Origin of the sequence: Streptomyces silaceus (assembly GCF_001419745.1) — a bacterium.
GTDB classification, from domain to species: Bacteria; Actinomycetota; Actinomycetes; order Streptomycetales; family Streptomycetaceae; genus Streptomyces; species Streptomyces silaceus.
Genome location: NZ_LIRJ01000542.1, coordinates 794 through 1,212 on the forward strand (window position 1 = coordinate 794; position 419 = coordinate 1,212).

A 419-nucleotide genomic window follows, 5' to 3' on the forward strand; every position below is an offset into this window, starting at 1 on the left:
GGTGAGGGTCGCGGAGTCGGTGAAGACCTGCGTGCCGTCGTTGCGGGGGTCCAGGACCTCGCCGACGATCCGGACCGTGACGGGTGCGGACAGGCCGTTCACGGTGACGGTGTCGCCGACGCGGGTGCCGGTGGCGGTCAGGAAGGGCGTGGGGACGACGGCCTCGCCGGGACGGTCGATCCAGCGGCCCGAGACCATCGTGTAGCCGCCCCAGGAGGCGTCACCGGTGAAGGCCACCACGTCGACGGTGCCGGGCAGGCCGGACACGGTCGTGCGGACCGTCGCGGCGCTGTAGTACCTCCCGGTGCCGACTCACGGGCGCACCCGGCGAGCCCCGCGTCCTCATGCTGACCACGTTCGACCTCGACCGGTACGTCTACGCGGCGCTGTCCGCCGGGGCCAGCGGCTTCCTCCTCAAG

At 72.8% G+C, this 419-nt stretch carries 2 pseudogenes; one reads left to right on the top strand and one right to left on the bottom strand.

The features are described from left to right. Nucleotides 1–309: pseudogene (locus AOK22_RS43440) on the bottom strand (ABC transporter permease); the annotation flags it as partial. 2 nt (nucleotides 310–311) lie between these two features. On the opposite strand from AOK22_RS43440, the pseudogene AOK22_RS43445 reads away from it, so the two are divergent. Further along, nucleotides 312–419, top strand: a pseudogene (locus AOK22_RS43445) (DNA-binding response regulator); the annotation flags it as partial.